We start from the raw sequence: 16,411 nt of genomic DNA on the forward strand, positions 1-16,411 counted from the left end.
CTGTTGGTTAAAGCTTAAAATGCCCAACCAGAGCGCCCATCTGTTGTCCTGAATGCGATAAGCTCGCACTCACGCTTTCCGTCTGTTTAAAGCTTTCACTGAGCTCATTCACAATATGCTGAATCGCGACCAGATTTTGATTGATGTCTTCCGCCACAGCGCTTTGTTGCTCCGCAGCTGAAGCGGTTTGAATGCCCATATCGTGAATTAAGCTCACCGCTTTAGAAATCCCCGCCAAACTCTCTTTAATCTGTACCGATTCTAGAGCCGTTTTCTCGCCACGTTCTTGGCTGATGTTCATACTGTTAACCGCTTTACTGACGCCTTGGTGTAGCGCATTAAGCATATCGCCAATCTCTTTGGTGCTGTTTTGGGTACGGCTCGCCAGAGAACGGACTTCATCAGCCACCACAGCAAAGCCGCGCCCTTGTTCACCAGCGCGAGCCGCTTCAATCGCTGCATTCAGTGCCAGTAAGTTGGTTTGTTCAGCAATATCTCCGATCACTTTGAGCACTTGGGTGATCTTCGCGGCCTGTTGGCTGAGATCGCCCACTGCCGCAGAGGTTTGGTTAACTTCATTCACCAACTCGCCAATCCCGTCAATCGCAAGATTGACTTCTTTCTGCGCCACCTCGATTTGACTATTCGCTGATTCAATAGCTTGCGCCGTGGAATAGGTGTTGCTCGCCACTTCACGCGCCGTTGCACTCATTTCGGTGACGGCGGCCACCACTTTGTCGGTTTCCATGCAGTGACCATCCATTTTCTGGCTGGCTTGCGAAGTTTGCCTGTCGAGATCCTGCGCGGCAATTTCAACATTGTTGGCCGACGCTCGAATATCCGTCATCAGTGGGTGCAGCTTATCCATAAAGGCGTTAAACGCTTTCGCCACATCGCCAATCTCATCTTGGCTTTCGACTTTAATGCGCGCGGTTAAGTCACCGCCACCGGCGGCCACATCTTGCAATGAACGCACGACATGCTGCAGCGGAGTAATACCGCGTGATACCAACATACTGACGACAACGATAGTCAGCACTAAACCCACCACAGAAAGTCCGATCGCTGAGATCGTTTGATCGTAGAGATCCGCCTCACGCTGCGCACGAAAGTCCGCGACTTGCGTATCCACATCATCGATATAGATGCCCGTGCCTAATACCCAATCCCATTTCGGTAGGTATTCTGCGTACCCCAGCTTCGGAGCTTGGGCGTTGATGGTCGGTTTATGCCAAGAGAAATAGAGGAAACCATCACCGGATTTTGAAGCATCAATTAAGCCTGCAATCACCGCGACGCCATTTTCATCTTTCATGCCGTACAGGTTTTTGCCTTCCAGCTCAGGTTTAATGGCGTGTAGGGTATTTACCCCTTTTGAATCGTAAGCAAAGAAGTAGCCATCACTATCAAAACGCATCGCTTTGAGGATTTGCTTGGCTTGCTCTTGGTTTTCTCCCGCTTTATCACTTTCATATAAAGGTTTCACCGCAGTCACACCCATCATTAGATAGGCTTGCAGCTCTTTTTTCTTGGCATCAATCAGTTCCGTACGGTAGTTTTCCAGCTCTTTTTGTAAGCTGGACAATCCGCTGTGATAGTTCACTGCCATCACCAATGCGGTAATGATGATCAGCGGTATCACAGTCAGCAACAGTAATTTGGTACGGCTTCGTAGAGAAGACAGCATAATGTTCCCTTTCATTATTGTTAGTCTTGTGAATTACTTATCTCATATCCATGGTCTATTGTCTGTGAAATGGGCGATGCTTTGCAGCTCGACCACTCACACTCCGTATGATGGTATGGCGCTGACACAACTCCGACATTTAGCGAGAGCTGTGCTAACATAGCGCGCAGATTTTTGAGGGATCCCAAATGCAAACCCAAATGCAATCATTGGCAGGCAAAAAGATTCTGCTTGGTATCAGCGGCGGCATCGCTGCGTATAAGTGTGCAGAATTGACTCGTCGATTGGTGGAGCGCGGTGCGACCGTGCAAGTGGTCATGACCCACGCCGCCAAAGAATTCATTACTCCGCTGACCATACAGGCCGTTTCTGGACGTCCCGTTTCTGATAGCTTGCTTGACCCAGCCGCAGAAGCCTCAATGGGGCATATCGAACTGGCCAAATGGGCGGATTTGGTGCTGCTTGCTCCTGCCACTGCCGATCTCATCGCGCGCATGGCCGCGGGGATGGGGAATGATTTGCTGACCACGCTGATTCTGGCCACCAATGCCCCAGTGGCGATTGCTCCGGCCATGAATCAACAAATGTATCGCAATATTGCTACCCAAGAAAATCTACAAACTCTAACACGCCGTGGTTACACCATTTGGGGCCCCGCTGCGGGCGAACAAGCCTGTGGCGATGTTGGCCCCGGCCGTATGTTGGAGCCGATGGAATTAGTGGCACGCTGCGAAAGCTTCTTCGCACCGAAAATTCTGCTCGGTAAACGTGTGCTGATCACCGCAGGTCCAACTCGTGAAGCACTTGACCCCGTACGCTATATCACCAATCACAGCTCAGGAAAAATGGGCTTTGCGCTGGCCAAAGCGGCCGCGCAACTCGGTGCTGAAGTCACATTGGTCAGCGGTCCGGTGCATTTGCCAACCCCTATGGGCGTCAATCGTATTGATGTGCAGAGCGCATTAGAGATGCACAGCGCGGTGATGGCACAAGCCACATCGCACCAGATCTTTATTGCTTGCGCAGCCGTAGCCGATTATCGCCCACAAGCCGTGGCTGAACAGAAGATCAAAAAGAACAGCGACAACGATACGCTCACCGTTCAGATGGTGAAAAATCCCGATATCGTTGCGTCAGTCGCTGCTCTCACACAAGATCGACCATTTACCGTTGGCTTTGCGGCAGAAACGCAAGATGTCGAGACTTATGCGCGTGGCAAACTGGTGCGTAAAAATCTGGATATGATTTGTGCCAACGACGTATCGATTGCTGGACAAGGCTTTAACAGCAACGACAACGCCTTGAGCGTGTTCTGGAAAGACGGGCAACAAAGCCTGCCTTTGACCAGTAAAGAAGCACTCGCCACCGCGGTGATGCAATTAATTAACGACCAAATGTAGGTGCTATTTTCGCCACCTACTTCAACCATTTTTATCAACACGCTTCGAACAACCTCTGAGCTTAGTTAAACTTGAAGGGTTTCATCTCCGTCGCAGACTTTCTGGCTGCGGCGGCGTATTTTTTGTTCATCAGCAGTGATAACCAAAAGGAAAGACGGGGCATGGCCGGCAATAAGAAAATCAACCGACGCGAAGAAATCCTGCAAGCTCTGGCAGAAATGCTTGAATCCAATGAAGGGGCTTCGCGCATTACTACCGCAAAACTGGCCAAACAGGTTGGCGTTTCAGAAGCAGCGCTCTACCGCCACTTCCCCAGCAAAGCTCGTATGTTTGAAGGCTGATTGAGTTTATTGAAGAGTCGCTGATGTCGCGCATCAACCGTATCTTTGATGAAGAAAAAGACACGCTCAATCGCATTCGTTTGGTGATGCAACTCTTGCTCGCCTTTGCAGAACGTAACCCTGGCTTGACACGCATTCTCTCAGGACATGCTTTAATGTTTGAGAATGAACGCTTGCGCGATCGCATCAACCAGTTGTTTGAACGCATTGAAACTTCTTTGCGCCAAATTCTGCGCGAACGTAAAATCCGCGAAGGAAAATCCTTCCCGGTCGATGAAAACATTCTTGCCGCGCAATTGCTCGGTCAGGTGGAAGGCAGTCTGAACCGCTTCGTGCGTTCCGATTTCAAATATCTGCCGACCGCCAATTTTGATGAGTACTGGGCACTGCTGAGTGCACAGATTAAGTGAGAACAATGAGTCAAGAAAAATACAGCAAACCTGCATTCACACTCTCTTTATTGCACCCTAAACATTGGGGTGTCTGGTTTGGTTTTGGCTTGTTAGCCCTGTTGGTTAACCTACTTCCTTACCCTGTTTTGCTAAAAATCGGCCGCGGCTTAGGCCAATTTTCGATGCGTTTCGGTAAAAAACGCGTTCATATTGCCAAACGCAATCTGGAATTGGCTTTCCCGACCATGAGCCAAAGCGAGATCGACGCTTTTGTGCTGGAAAACTTCAAAAATACTGGCGCGGCTCTGATTGAAACTGGGATCACTTGGTTCTGGCCAACCTGGCGCTTTAAGCGCATTTTGATTGATAAAGATACCCAAGCGATTCGCCAACATTCCGAAGCAGGCAAAGGGGTTTTGCTCTGTTGCGTGCATGCGCTCAATCTGGAAATTACCGCGCGCGCTTTTGCTGTGCTAGGCATCGGTGGCTATGGCGTGTATCGTCCGCACAGTAATCCTGCCTATGAATTCATCCAGTACCGTGGTCGGACACGCAATGGCAATAAGCTTATCAACCGAACCGATATTAAGCAGATGATCCGCGTGTTACGCCAAGGCGAGCGTCTGTTCTATTTGCCGGACCAAGACTATGGCCACAACAAATCGGTGTTTGTGCCTTTCTTTGCGGTACAAGAGGCGTGCACCACAACAGGCACCAGCATTTTGGCTTACACCAGCCACTGCGCGATTGTGATTGGTTCTGGCTTCCGTAACGCTGAAGGGCGCTATGAGATCATGGCCGATAAATCAATTGAAGCGGACTACCCACAAAAAGATGAAACCGCAGCCGCGGCTTACATGAATAAATTTGTCGAAGAGATTATACTGCGCGCCCCCGAGCAATGGATGTGGCTGCACAAACGCTTCAAATCCTTGCCGGACATTGAACTGACTAACTCGCGCTATCAGTAAAGCAGTAAAGGTGAATTTGTGAGCGATCAAGACAACGGCGTGACTCGCCATCTACATAACCCGCAATTTGAGTGGCGCTTTTTGCATCCAAAACATTGGGGGACTTGGATTGGCATCGCTTTCGCGGCACTGTTGGCCTTTATTCCTTGGCGCTTGCGTGATCGACTGGCGAAACCTTTGGTGCCACTCATCATCAAGAAAAATGGCCGCGTAGTACGCCGCGCTCAGGTTAACCTCGCCTACTGCTTTCCAGAGAAAAGTGAGCAAGAGCGCGAGCAGATCCTGCATGATACTTTTGTGAAAGCCTCGCAGTTTATGCTCGGTTATTCAGAGCTGTTGGTGCGTTCAACTCGCTACAATAACTCGCGTGGCGAACTGATTGGCGAAGAGAACTTGCTGCCGCTGCTGGATAGCGGTGAGCGCGTGATTTTGTTAGTCCCACACTCTTGGGCGATCGATTATGCCGCCGTCATGCTGGCAGCTCGTGGCTATAAAGTCGCGAACATCATGAAGCCACAGCGCAACCCGATTGCCGATTGGCTAATGCACGTCCAGCGCATGCAGTATGGTGGCCGTATTTTTACTCGCGAATCTGGCATCAAACCTTTCTTGCGTTCGATTCAATCTGGCTATGTTGGCTACTGGGTGCCGGATGAAGACCACGGCCCGCAAAACTCAGTATTTGTACCGTTTTTTGCTACCGAAAAAGCCACGCTCAAAGGTTTTGGCAAAATGGCTAAGCTGTGCAAAGCGCACGTGGTGCCTTTAATGTCATGCTACAACAGTGACTCAGGCCGTTATGAAGTGCACATTTTGCCTGCGCTGCAAAACTTCCCAACCGGCGATGAAGAAGCCGATGCACTGGCGATGAACCGAGCGATTGAAGCGCTGGTCACACCGCAGCCTGAGCAGTACATGTGGAACTTGTCTTTGCTGAAAACTCAGCGTGATGGCAGTGAAATTTACGACAACTCCCACCATGGCGATCAAAGCTAAGCGTTTTGTTCTTGAGCTTAGTGCTAAAAAAACAGCCTCAATTGAGGCTGTTTTTTCGTTTTAGGCTTGGGTTGGATGAATGCGCTTAAATGCCGTACTGTGCGCGGTACGCTTTCACCGCCTCTAGATGCTCAGTGTTGTTACCTTGCTGTTCAAGATAAGTGATGAGATCCGTCAGGCTCACAATCGAAATCACCGCACAACCGAAATCACGTTCCACTTCTTGAATCGCAGACAGCTCTCCCTTGCCTTTCTCTTGGCGATCAATCGCCACTAGCACACCGGCTAAATCGGCGTGGTTGGCTTGGATAAGCTCCATCGATTCACGAATTGCAGTACCGGCAGTGATCACATCATCCACCAGCATAATACGGCCTTCTAACTTGCTGCCAACCAGATTACCGCCTTCGCCGTGATTTTTGGCCTCTTTGCGGTTAAAGCAGTATGGCGTATCCACATCGTGGTGATCCGCCAACGCGACTGCTGTGGTGGTAGCAATCGGAATGCCTTTGTAAGCAGGGCCAAACAGCACATCAAACTCAATACCTGAATCAACTAACGCTGCAGCGTAAAAACGGCCCAAGCGCGCTAAATCACGGCCAGTATTAAACAGACCAGCGTTAAAGAAATAAGGACTTTTACGGCCTGATTTCAAAGTAAATTCGCCAAACTTCAGCACCTGTTTCTCTAGGGCAAACTCAATAAATTCACGCTGGTACGCTTTCATCACATCTTCTCTAATTTACGATTTAAGAACAATTCATCTTCTAAGATATTGCCGTGAGGGCAAGGCAGCAAAACTTTGAGTCCCTAGGAGCTTACTGAAGTAAGTGACTAGTGCAAAAAGTACTTGCTAACGCAGCCATCGCGTCAATATCGACGAAGATGAGGGCAAAAAAATAGCCCCCAATTGGGAGCTACTTGATCAATCTAATAACGATGCCTTCTGCACCGCGACAATATCCGCAATGCCTTTTTTGGCCACGGCCAACAATTCCAGCAACTGCTCATGACTGAACGGCTCACCTTCGGCGGTGCCTTGGATTTCAATCATCTTGCCTTCTTCGGTCATTACCACGTTCATATCCGTGTCAGCGGCTGAATCTTCAACGTATTCCAGATCGCACAGCACGTCTTCACCCAAGATACCAACCGAAACCGCAGCCACATGGCCTTTCATCGGGTTCTTCTTCAGTTGGCCTTTAGCCATCAAATGAGCAAAAGCATCAGCCAGCGCCACGCTTGCACCGGTAATCGAAGCAGTACGCGTACCGCCATCGGCTTGAATCACATCACAATCAACCGTGATCATGATTTCGCTCATCGCTTCCAGATCCACCACCGCACGTAGGCTGCGCGCGATCAGACGTTGGATTTCCATGGTACGACCGCCTTGCTTACCATTGGTCGCTTCACGGCGCGTGCGTGAATGGGTTGCGCGTGGCAACATGCCGTATTCCGCGGTGACCCAGCCTTTACCTTGGCCTTTTAACCAACGTGGCACACCTTCTTCAATGCTGGCATTACACAACACTTTGGTGTTGCCAAATTCCACCAACACCGAGCCTTCTGCGTATGCAGTGTAGTTGCGGGTGATTTTGATGGGGCGAACTTGGTCCGCAGCGCGGTTATCTGGACGCATAGGGTCTCGACCTTCTCGTGGCTGTATCAATTCGGTTGGGGCGAGATTATAGCCCAAAGCCCCTACAGGCGCTAGGTTAACGAATTCAGCACGGTAGCGCCGTTTTGCCTGCTTTGCTACTATTAGCGCCAGTCACAAAGAGATGAAAGCAAAGGACATCCTGATGATTTACAGCATGACTGCGTACGCACGCAAAGAAGTCAAAGGCGATTGGGGCAGCGCCGTGTGGGAAATTCGCTCGGTTAACCAACGTTATTTAGAAACGTACTTCCGCCTGCCTGAGCAGTTCCGTGGTTTAGAGCCACTGCTGCGCGAGCGTTTTCGTCAACGCCTGTCACGCGGTAAAATCGAGTGTCATTTGCGCTTTGAAGCCAATTCAGCCGCGCAAAGCCATCTCACCATCAATGAAGCACTTGCACAGCAAGTGATTAATGCAGCAAGCCAAATCATGCACATGACTGGTGAACTCAGCCGCATTAACCCATTCCAAGTGATGCAGTGGCCGGGCGTGATGGAAACCCCAGAGCAAGATATGGATGCCATCAACCAAGCGCTACTCAGTGCGTTTGATGAGGGTGTGGATGAGTTTATCGCCGCGCGTGGCCGTGAAGGCGACAACATGAAAGCGCTGATTGAGCAACGTTTGGAAGCAATCAGCGCCGAAGTGGTCAAAGTGCGTGCACGTATGCCAGAAATTCTCGAGTGGCAACGCGAGCGTCTATTCAGCAAATTTGAAGAAGCGAAAATCGAGCTCGATGCGAGCCGTGTAGAGCAAGAGCTGATCCTGCTGGCTCAGAAGTCAGATGTGGCCGAAGAGCTGGATCGCCTCGACTCTCATGTCAAAGAAGCGCGTGAAGTGCTGAAAAAAGGCGGCTCATGTGGCCGCAAACTTGATTTCATGATGCAAGAATTCAACCGTGAGTCGAACACGTTGGCCTCGAAATCCATCTCGACCGATATCACTGCCTCCGGTGTGGAGCTGAAAGTGCTTATCGAACAGATGCGCGAGCAGATCCAAAACATCGAATAATCCTAAAGCCTCGTTGATTCGAGGCTTTTATCTAATGTCCTTTACCTCTTATTGATTGGAACCCCATGGAACGACTCATAGAAAAGCTTCTCTACTCTGCACGTTGGATTATGGCGCCGATTTATCTTGGTTTAAGCCTGATCCTGCTTGCGTTGGGTATTAAATTTTTCCAAGAGATTTTTCACCTACTGCCGAATATTTTTACCATCAAAGAAGTCGATTTGATCCTGATTGCGCTCTCGTTGATTGACGTGTCACTGGTCGGCGGTTTGATTGTGATGGTGATGTTTTCGGGCTATGAAAACTTCGTCTCTAAGCTCGATATCGATGAGGGTGAGGACAAACTCGGCTGGCTAGGCAAGCTCGATACCAGTTCGCTGAAAAACAAGGTTTCCGCTTCAATTGTGGCGATCTCTTCGATTCATCTGCTCAAGGTGTTTATGAACACTGAAAACATCGCCAGTGACAAAATCAAATGGTACTTGCTGCTGCACATTACCTTTGTATTGTCGGCTTTTGCGATGGGCTACCTAGACAAGCTCACCAAGAAATAAGCTGATTTCGAGTATCGACATGCAAAGAAAACGCCCTCATTGAAGGGCGTTTTGACTATACCGAAACAACGCTTTGTCGCTGGTATGAAAGGGCATCCTCTTCCTCGAATGAATAAGAGGATAACCTATAGGGTTCAACGGTCAGCTTAGATCGACGTCTTTGCAACCAAAGAAGTAAGTGGTGATGAAGCCGACAGCATAGGAGATGAGCAGGCCACCGACAAACACCGCCATACCAGCAAAAATACCTTCGGCTGAAGTCATCAGAGGGATCGCCACTACACCGGATGGGCCAAACACGGTATTGAGGCCAACCGGCAAACCCAAATAAGAGATGAGGCCAATAAAGAACCCGCCCGCCGCACCACCGATACAAGCGGTGACAAAAGGTTTCACGCGCGGTAGCGTCACACCATAAATCAGCGGTTCACCGATGCCAAGAATCCCCGGGATGATCGCTCCTTTAATTTGGGTACGAATCGTTGTCTCTTTTTTGGCTCTGGCATACAGCGCCAGTGATGCGCCTACTTGCCCAGCCCCCGCCATCGCAAGGATTGGGAATAGTGAGTTAAAGCCTTGCGCTTCCATCAACGCAAAATACACAGGCACAAAACCTTGGTGAATACCAAACACGACCGCAATCAAAAACAACCCAGCCAAAATCGCTGCACCTAACGGGTTATCGTTGAGATTTAAGAACAACCATGACATGCCTTTAAACAGCTCACCACCGATTGGCATGATGATAAGGAAAGTCACAGCGCCCATGATCAGCAAAGTCACAACGGAAGTCAGGATCATGTCCAAATCATCCGGCATGTATTCACGGACTTTACGCTCCACTTGCGTACCTAAAATCGCCGCCAGTAGTACACCGATAATGTTGCCACGCGGGTCAATCGCAAAACCAAAGAACTCACTCATGCCGGAGTAGAAACCTTTGGTTGCCTCTGGATCATAACCGAGCACAAACAGCGAAGCCAGAATCGCCCCGTTCACACCGGAACCGCCAAATGCCTGCTGAGCGTTATAACCAATCAAGATGCTGAGAAACGCAAACAGTCCTTTGCCAAACACCTTGAGATAAGCGATCAAATCGACCATAAACACACTCGGTGTTTGCCCGACAACAAAGATTTGCTCTAACAAAGTGGCAATGCCCAACATTAAACCCGCAGCAATAAATCCGGGGATCAGCGGGGTAAAAATGGTGGCAAACTTGCTCAAAAAGCGTTGTACCGCGCTGGTTTGCTTGCTCTTCATCTGCTTTTTCTGCTCCGCGGCAATCGTGGAGAGATCGGCATCCGTCGCCGCTGGCGCAATATTTTCGCCCGATTCAATCAAGGCATTCATCATATCCGCTGCGGTTTGCGCTTTACCGGGACCGAGGATGATTTGCAATTGGGCATCGCTCTCAACCACCCCCATTACCCCCGCGATTTGTTTCAGGGCGGCGTGATCGGCCAACGCAGAATTATTCAGCGTTAAACGAAGACGGGTCATACAGTTTCCACATTTGGCGACGTTACCACTGCCGCCCACCAGTGACAGCACTTGTGCCATCATGGTTTGGGTTATTTTGGCCATAGCTGGCTCCTTGTGTTGTCTCTTCCTGTTTTATTCTTGGTTGAGCGCGGCACGGATAAAGCCTTGGTGCTGCACCAGTTTTTGAGCCGCTTGCTCTGCCGTAAAGCCACCCAAAATCATCAAAATTGCAGTCTTACAGTGGCGATTACAGGCGGCTAATGCGGCTTCGGCTTGCTCAACACTCACGCCTGTGGCTTCCACTACAATATTGGTTTGACGCTGGATGAGTTTGGCGTTGGTTGCCTCTACATCCACCATCAGGTTGCCAAATACTTTGCCGCTTTTGATCATCGCGCCCGTGGTCAGCATATTGAGTACCAATTTCTGCGCAGTACCAGCTTTCATGCGTGATGAGCCCGTTACGACTTCGGCACCGACCACTGGTGTAATCACAATATCGGCGCACGCTCCATTGGGCAGCCCGGATTGCACGCCAGTGAAACCACGGTGGCACCAACCGAGCGCGCGTATTCCATTCCCGCAATCACATACGGTGTGCGGCCACTAGCAGCGATACCGACGACGGCATCCTGCGCCGTCACATTCAGTGCTTGTAGATCGCGCATGCCTAATTCGCGATTGTCTTCGGCATTTTCGACCGCTTTCAAAATCGCAGTGTGTCCACCCGCAATCAAGCCAATCACTTGCTCAGGCTTACTGCCGTATGTCGGTGGGCATTCGCTCGCGTCCAAAATCCCTAAACGGCCAGACGTGCCTGCGCCCATATAAATCAAGCGTCCACCTTGGGCAAAAGCGGTCGCGATCGCCTCCACCGCTTGCGCCACTTGCGGCAAAGTCTCTGCGACCGCAAGTGCGACCGTTTGATCTTGCTGATTAATCACTCGCAGCATTTCGAGAGTTGGCAAGGTATCAATCTGTTCGCTGGCTGGGTTACGGCTTTCAGTCACTAAGCGAGTTAAATCGATCTTCATAGGGGTTCTCATGCAATTTCGAATTGAGGTGATTCTATGGAATAAAATATTCCACTTTGGTGATAATAATCACAGTTAAGGTTATTCTTTAATCAGTCATTTTTTGGAATAATTGCCGAAACGCACTAAAAAATTAGAGCAAGCTCGATTAATTCATTGATAGACAAAGTATCAACAATGAGGCTCATTATTCTGGCTTTGGAATATTTTATTCATGGAGAATGTAAAAATGTCAGTCCTACAACGCATCGTCAGCCGTCGAACCCAACTTTCGGAGAGTGGACGCCAAATTGGCGATTGGGTACTGGCTAACGCCACACAAGCTGCGGCGATGACCAGTCAGGATTTAGCCGCGTGGGCCAATGTCAGCCAATCGAGCATAGTCAAATTCACGCAACGACTTGGTTTTAAAGGCTACAGCGAATTTAAACTCGCTCTCACTGAAGAACTTGGTCGCAAACAAGCTATGGCTGGGCAACCCTTGCACAGTAATATTTTGGCTGATGATCCCGTCGCTGTAATTGCGCAAAAACTGGTACAAACCAAAACCGATGCCATGTTACACACCACCAACACACTGCGTTTTGATGAATTTAGTGAGGCGATCAACTGGATTCAACAAGCGGTTCGGGTGCAGATCATCGGGCTTGGTGGCTCCGCACTGACTGGGAAAGATCTGGCGTTTAAGCTGCTCAAACTCGGCATTACGGCATTAACCGAACAAGATAGCCATGTGCAAATCGCCACCGCCCGCACGTTAAACAGCCAAGATGTGCTGATTGCGATTTCATTTTCGGGAGAAAAGCGGGAAATTCTGATTGCGGCGGAAGCGGCCAAACAGCAAGGCGCGAAAGTGATTGCCCTGACCACACCAAACAAAAATCGCTTACGCGAGCTGGCTGATCTGGCGCTCGATACCATTGCTGATGAAAGCCAACATCGCAGCTCTGCGATTGCTTCACGAACTGCGCAAAACGTGCTGACCGACCTGATTTTCATCACTCTCGCTCAGCAACGTGAGACTTCCGCACGACAATTAATCGATACTATCTCTTCCGACATTCGCCAGATGCGTTGAGAGGTAACCTCCTCTCAACGCTGAGGTTTATCGTGCACGCTGACTGAGTAACAGCAGCAGAAAGTAGCTGCCGCCAATGATCGCGACCAACGTGCCTGCGGCGATCTGAGCGGGGAATAACAAGGCTTGCCCCAACCAGTCCGCCCATAGCATCAAGGTACCACCGACCAACGCCGCGAGCAGAAGTTGAGATGGAGCGCGCTGCGCGCCGATCATCATAGCCATGTGTGGCGCAATCAAGCTACAAAGCTCACAGGTCCCATGGTGGCTGTGACCAAGGCGCACAAAGCTGCCACTAAGATCAATAGCACCAAGCTGGCGCGACTTGCACTCAAGCCGCGGGCAGCAGCAAAACCACGCCCAATCGAGATCAGGGTAAGCCAACGTGACAAGCCAAGCGCCAACAGTACTAACCCCACCACACCCACGCTGAGTAGCAGCGCTTGATCGCCAGTGACACGATAAGTTGAGCCCGATAGCCACAGCAAAATCTGATAGCTGTCGCCCGTTCCTTTGGCCAAGGTAAATTGCACCAAGGCTTCTAACAGTGCGGTAATGGCAATTCCAGTCAAAATCAGGCTAGAAGGCGCGTAATGATGACGTCGCCCAAGCAGCAATAGCGTCACCAATACCACAGCGCTGCCAAACAGCGCCGTCATCCAGTGCGTGCTCTGTAAACTTTGCCCAAGAAACAAGCTGGCAAACACCAACGCAAAAGTGGCACCAGAAGACACGCCCAAAATATCAGGGCTGGCTAACGGGTTATAAATCAGCCGTTGCAATAAGGTGCCTGCGATCGCCAATCCCACACCGGCAAACAGCGCAGTGAGCATACGCGGCCAACGTAGCGGCCATTGAAACTCACTCGGCAGCGCCCAGCTTGCACTTTCCATCTGCCAACCAATATGTAAACCCAGAGCCAAAAATAAAGCCGCCGCAATGAGCATCACCGCCCATCGAGAAGGCGAACGGCGATGTGAAGACAAGGAGATAGAGAGCGAATCCTGCGCTTGGAGCGGACGGCGACTAAACCAGATCAGCGCCGGAGCGCCAATCACTGCGGCGGTAATGCCGCTGGGCACCACTTCCTCCGCCCACACACTGAGCCCCATCGCCAGTATATCGGTAGCGAGCAGCAGCAACGCGCCAAGCAGCGCACTGCTGTACAACTCCATTTTTGGGGTGCGCGCCCCCAGTGAACGGGCGATATTCGGGGTTAACAAACCAATAAAACCGATCACCCCAACGGCGGTGATGGATGCAGAGACCAACCAAATCCCACCCGCCATCAAAAGTAAAAAGGCAGGCAATACCGCTAAACCACGTGCCGCCGCACCTTCATGGCCGAGTCGCAACAAAGTCAGCACTCGCGGTGCAAACAGCAGTAACGGGAGCACCAAAGCCAAACGCGGCAGCAACCAACTGAGCCACTCCCAGCCGTTTTGCGCTAAATCGCCCGCGCCCCACATAAACACATTCTGGGCGAACTCTTCGTTCAGCAGCACCAACGCCGTGGCAATTGAACCCAGCAAAATGTTCACCACCATGCCGGAAACCACCAGCGGTAGTCCGGTGAGATTGCGTAACCCCGCGATCGAAATAATCAGCGCGAAAGCGAGCAGCGCTCCGGCCATCGCAGCCAATGCGCTGTGATCAGCCACCCAATCACTGAACCAGATATTGACGATAATCAGCCCCAACCAAGCACCGGATGAAGTCCCCAACGTCAGCGGTGAGGTAAGTCGGTTTTGGGTCAACTGCTGCATCAAGCTGCCCACCAAACCAAGCACAGCGCCCACCACTATGGCCATCACCGCACGTGGCAGTTGTGCGTAGACAAAATTCACCTGCGCAAAATTTTGCGCGGCTTGGTTACCTAGCACCAGTTGCCACTGCTCATTGAGGGTTAAACTGTGCCCCCACTGTAAGCTAACGAGCGCCAACAGCAGAGTCAGCGCTCCCAAACAGGCTAAACGCAGAACGCTCATGATTGCGGAGCCACCGCCAGCAAGCTTTCGGTGATCGCTTCTGCGCTATAACGCAGTGACATCGCCCCGCCATAACTCCACACTGAACGCACTGAATTGACACGCCCCGCTTGGACAAACGGCATCGCTCGCCACAACAACGATTTCTGCACTTTTTTCTCTTCCGCAAACGGTAAGAAATAGAGCACATACCCTTGCACAACATGCTGCAACTCACTCAAGCGTTTTTGCACTATGCCCCACTCTTTTGGCGGCTGAGGCAGCGCTGACGACAAACCGAGTTGCTCTAGCACGTACTGCGGCGTGGAGTTTTCGGTATATAAAAACGCCGAGGTTGGGTTGGCAAAACGCAGCGTCACCACCGAAGGTAAAGTGTCACCAAAGGCGTGCTGTAGCGAGGCTTTCAGCTCAGCAAAACGAGCAAACATCGCCTCCAGTTTTTGCTGTGCCACCGCCTCTTTGCCAAATAAAGTGGCTAGGGTTTTAAAGTGGGAAATCGCCACTTGGGCAGCGTTATCTTGCTCGGAAAAATTGGGTAGATACACCACAGGAGCAATGCGCCCTAAGGTGGCCAGCAAATCTTGTTGCGGCCCTGCGGCTAAAATGACATCCGGTTTGAGCGCAGCAATTTTCTCTAAATTTGGCTCCGTACGAGTGCCAATATCTTGCACCGAACTTGGCAGAGCAGGTTGCACAACCCACTGCGCGTAAGAGCTCAATTCTGGCGCGCCCACTGGCTGAATGCCAAGTTCTAGCACTTGCTCAAGCAGATCCCAGTTCAGCACCACCACTCGCTGTGGAACCTCAGCAAAAGTGTGCGCACCTTGGCTATCTGTCACCACAATTTGTGCTTGCACTGGCAGTGCGAATAGGCAAAGCGCGGCAAGCCAGCCGAAAACCGTCTTCGATCGGCAAATGTTCCGTAGACGAACACTCCATAGACTCATCAAGCACATACGATCGCAACCTTATTAGTAGAGGAGTGGGAAATGGGATTCGGGTGATCAATCAAACGAATCGGTGAGTGATACAGATCCGACAGCCGCTGCTCATCGAGCAGCAACTCAGCACCGCCTTCAAAAGCGATCTGCCCCTGCTTAAGCGCCACAATGTGGGTCGCGTACCGCAGCGCCAAATTGAGATCATGCAAAATCACGATAATGCCCACACCTTGGGTTTGATTGAGCTCCGCGAGCAGCGCCATCAATTGATATTGGTGATGCACATCAAGCGCTGAAGTCGGCTCATCCAAAATCAGCACCGGAGATTGCTGCGCAAGCAGCATCGCCACCCAAGCACGTTGACGCTCACCGCCGGAAAGCTCATCCGCCAGGTTATGCGCAAAACCACTCACACCCGTTTTTTCGAGTGCAGCATCGATAATCAGCTCATCTTCCTTGCGCCAACGGCCCAAGGTGCCACGCCACGGAAAGCGCCCTAAACGCACCAACTCACGCACGATCAATCCAGCACTGGTCGGCAATTTCTGCGGTAAAAATGCCACCGCCTTGGCGAGCGTTTTACTCGGCAGCGATGAGAGTGATTGACCATTGAGGGTCACTTGACCGCAATCGGGCGACTGTTGGCCCGACAGTAAACTGACTAAGGTGGATTTGCCGGAACCGTTGTGACCGAGCACGACTGTCAGCTCATGGGTTGGAATGGTCAAATGATCGATCGCCAAAATGGCGCGCCCACCGCGAACCATTTGAATATCAGCCAACTGAAACATTGATCCCCCTAATAACTTGCACTCAATAAAAACAACAAATCCCGCCAGAAGCGGGAGTTGAACTACAACCACTCACCCTTG

Annotated in this window: 13 protein-coding genes and 3 pseudogenes; 7 read left to right on the top strand and 9 right to left on the bottom strand. The window is 50.9% G+C overall.

All coding sequences use genetic code 11. The features are described from left to right. Positions 1 to 7 precede the first annotated feature (7 nt). Entirely contained in the window at positions 8 to 1,687 is a 1,680-nt protein-coding gene (locus D908_RS08325) for a methyl-accepting chemotaxis protein (protein ID WP_005524903.1), read from the bottom strand. 200 nt (positions 1,688 to 1,887) lie between these two features. Between D908_RS08325 and coaBC the strand changes: the two genes are divergently transcribed. Next, positions 1,888 to 3,087 (top strand): bifunctional phosphopantothenoylcysteine decarboxylase/phosphopantothenate--cysteine ligase CoaBC, encoded by a 1,200-nt coding sequence (gene coaBC / locus D908_RS08320; RefSeq protein WP_005524904.1) that lies wholly within the window; start codon positions 1,888 to 1,890, stop codon positions 3,085 to 3,087. A 65-nt stretch (positions 3,088 to 3,152) separates the two neighbouring features. Here the strand turns inward: coaBC and D908_RS20490 are convergent, their stop codons facing one another. After that, positions 3,153 to 3,293: a lipid A biosynthesis lauroyl acyltransferase gene (locus tag D908_RS20490; protein WP_080551398.1), complete on the bottom strand. Its 141-nt coding sequence runs from the start codon at positions 3,291 to 3,293 to the stop codon at positions 3,153 to 3,155. On the opposite strand from D908_RS20490, the pseudogene slmA reads away from it, so the two are divergent. The 3 genes and pseudogenes from slmA to lpxN all read left to right on the top strand — a co-directional run bounded on the left by slmA (position 3,249) and on the right by lpxN (position 5,787). Then, positions 3,249 to 3,838: pseudogene (gene slmA / locus D908_RS0119470) on the top strand (nucleoid occlusion factor SlmA). The gene D908_RS20490 and the pseudogene slmA overlap by 45 nt on opposite strands. Before the next feature lie 5 nt (positions 3,839 to 3,843). Beyond that, positions 3,844 to 4,791 carry an LpxL/LpxP family Kdo(2)-lipid IV(A) lauroyl/palmitoleoyl acyltransferase gene (gene lpxL, locus D908_RS08315; RefSeq protein WP_005524905.1) on the top strand — a complete coding sequence of 316 codons (948 nt, stop codon included), beginning with the start codon at positions 3,844 to 3,846 and terminating at the stop codon, positions 4,789 to 4,791. Positions 4,792 to 4,809: 18 nt separating this feature from the next. Beyond that, positions 4,810 to 5,787 (top strand): lipid A biosynthesis myristoyltransferase LpxN, encoded by a 978-nt coding sequence (gene lpxN, locus D908_RS08310; RefSeq protein ID WP_005524906.1) that lies wholly within the window; start codon positions 4,810 to 4,812, stop codon positions 5,785 to 5,787. A gap of 85 nt (positions 5,788 to 5,872) precedes the next feature. Here the strand turns inward: lpxN and pyrE are convergent, their stop codons facing one another. Further along, positions 5,873 to 6,514, bottom strand: a complete 642-nt coding sequence (gene pyrE / locus D908_RS08305) for an orotate phosphoribosyltransferase (protein WP_005524907.1) — start codon at positions 6,512 to 6,514, stop codon at positions 5,873 to 5,875. Between the two features lie 198 nt (positions 6,515 to 6,712). Next, positions 6,713 to 7,429 (bottom strand): ribonuclease PH, encoded by a 717-nt coding sequence (rph, locus tag D908_RS08300; RefSeq protein ID WP_001247181.1) that lies wholly within the window; start codon positions 7,427 to 7,429, stop codon positions 6,713 to 6,715. Between the two features lie 163 nt (positions 7,430 to 7,592). Here rph and D908_RS08295 point away from each other — a divergent pair, with 163 nt between their 5' ends. Continuing rightward, complete coding sequence (locus D908_RS08295; protein ID WP_005524909.1) at positions 7,593 to 8,459, top strand: YicC/YloC family endoribonuclease; 867 nt, start codon at positions 7,593 to 7,595, stop codon at positions 8,457 to 8,459. A gap of 65 nt (positions 8,460 to 8,524) precedes the next feature. Next, complete coding sequence (locus tag D908_RS08290) at positions 8,525 to 9,013, top strand: TIGR00645 family protein (protein WP_000440283.1); 489 nt, start codon at positions 8,525 to 8,527, stop codon at positions 9,011 to 9,013. A gap of 141 nt (positions 9,014 to 9,154) precedes the next feature. On the opposite strand, the gene murP is transcribed toward D908_RS08290, so the two are convergent. Together murP and murQ are read right to left on the bottom strand one after the other, a co-directional pair. Next, positions 9,155 to 10,600 (bottom strand): PTS N-acetylmuramic acid transporter subunit IIBC, encoded by a 1,446-nt coding sequence (gene murP / locus D908_RS08285; protein WP_005524913.1) that lies wholly within the window; start codon positions 10,598 to 10,600, stop codon positions 9,155 to 9,157. Between the two features lie 30 nt (positions 10,601 to 10,630). Further along, a pseudogene (murQ, locus tag D908_RS0119475) lies at positions 10,631 to 11,532 on the bottom strand (N-acetylmuramic acid 6-phosphate etherase). A 229-nt stretch (positions 11,533 to 11,761) separates the two neighbouring features. Here murQ and D908_RS08280 point away from each other — a divergent pair. After that, entirely contained in the window at positions 11,762 to 12,610 is an 849-nt protein-coding gene (locus tag D908_RS08280; RefSeq protein ID WP_005524914.1) for a MurR/RpiR family transcriptional regulator, read from the top strand. 27 nt (positions 12,611 to 12,637) lie between these two features. Here D908_RS08280 and fhuB read toward each other — a convergent pair. From fhuB to D908_RS08270, 3 genes and pseudogenes are all read right to left on the bottom strand, one after another. Then, positions 12,638 to 14,598 (bottom strand): annotated as a pseudogene (gene fhuB / locus D908_RS0119485) (Fe(3+)-hydroxamate ABC transporter permease FhuB). After that, the gene (locus D908_RS08275) at positions 14,595 to 15,554 is read right to left on the bottom strand and encodes an iron-siderophore ABC transporter substrate-binding protein (protein WP_005524915.1); all 960 of its coding nucleotides are present in this window, start codon (positions 15,552 to 15,554) and stop codon (positions 14,595 to 14,597) included. The pseudogene fhuB and the gene D908_RS08275 overlap by 4 nt, the downstream one beginning before the upstream one ends. Next, positions 15,545 to 16,330 (bottom strand): ABC transporter ATP-binding protein, encoded by a 786-nt coding sequence (locus D908_RS08270; RefSeq protein WP_005524916.1) that lies wholly within the window; start codon positions 16,328 to 16,330, stop codon positions 15,545 to 15,547. The genes D908_RS08275 and D908_RS08270 overlap by 10 nt, the downstream gene beginning before the upstream one ends. Positions 16,331 to 16,411: the final 81 nt, after the last annotated feature.

Source organism: Vibrio mimicus CAIM 602, assembly GCF_000338875.1.
Classification (GTDB): Bacteria; Pseudomonadota; Gammaproteobacteria; order Enterobacterales; family Vibrionaceae; genus Vibrio; species Vibrio mimicus.